Origin of the sequence: Lysobacter claricitrinus, from assembly GCF_045866565.1 — a bacterium.
GTDB classification, from domain to species: Bacteria; Pseudomonadota; Gammaproteobacteria; order Xanthomonadales; family Xanthomonadaceae; genus Cognatilysobacter; species Cognatilysobacter claricitrinus.
The window spans coordinates 1-923 of record NZ_BAAFZV010000024.1; the positions used below are offsets into that span (position 1 = coordinate 1).

The 923-nt window shown below is 67.8% G+C and carries 2 protein-coding genes; both read right to left on the reverse strand.

Going from position 1 to position 923, the window contains the following annotated elements; translation table 11 throughout:
* Nucleotides 1-559, reverse strand: a 559-nt coding sequence (locus tag ACKTTN_RS14795) for an Hpt domain-containing protein (RefSeq protein ID WP_407910667.1), incomplete at its 3' end; no start/stop codon positions are given.
* Nucleotides 560-577: 18 nt separating this feature from the next.
* Nucleotides 578-923: protein phosphatase CheZ (locus tag ACKTTN_RS14800; protein WP_407910668.1), on the reverse strand; the 346-nt coding region annotated here is incomplete at its 5' end.

The window sequence follows — 923 nt, forward strand, 5'->3', positions numbered from 1 at the left end:
AAGGCGCGGGGGCGACCGCTGCCGGCGGCGGTGCTTCGGACACCACCACGGCGCCGGGAAGCGCCCCTTTGCCATGAAACGCATCGAGCAGCGAGTCGAAATCGAGCTCGTCGAGATTGTCGGGAAGATCGCTGGCCGCGACGACCGGTGCGGCGGCGACGTGTCCGGCACCGTGGCCGTCGACATGCATGCTGTCGATCAGGATCTGCGGCACGGTCGGCAACGGCCGGCCCTGCGCGACGCATTCGAGCATGTCGGCGAGCAGGTCGATCGCCTGCTGCGCGCCGTCGAAGGCGAAGCCGTCGAGCGGCATGCTGCCGTTGCGCGCGACGTCGAGGCGATCCTCGACCGCGTGGCACAGCGTCACCATCGGCGGGAAGTCGAGGAAGCCCGCGCCGCCCTTGATGGTGTGGAAACCACGGAACACGGTGTTGAGCGCGTCGCGATCTTCCGGCGCGCGCTCGAGCACGACCATCTGTTCGCCGAGCTGTTCGACGATCTCACGGGCTTCCACGAGGAAGTCCGCGCAGATCTCGGTCATGCCGTCGCTTGCGCTCATGACGTCAGGTTCTGTGCGTTACAGACCGAGCGCGGACAGCAGCTCGTCGGCGTTGTCCTGCGTGGCGGGCGTGGGATCGACGCCGGCGATCGCCGGGCCATGGCCGCGATTGGAATGGAGATGCAGCGGCTCGTGCTGCGTACCGACGATGTCGCCGAGGCCCGCATGCACCGCGCGCACGAGTTCGACCACGCGCACGATGATCTGGCCGGTGAGGTCCTGATACCCCTGCGCGAGCGACATCTCGGAAAAACGCGAACGCAGGCCGGCCAGCGCGTCGCGCTGTGCATCGGTCTGCGGCTCGGGCAGCGCATTGAGCAGTCGACTGCATTCGTCGATCAGGTCGAGCGTGCGCATGCTCGAG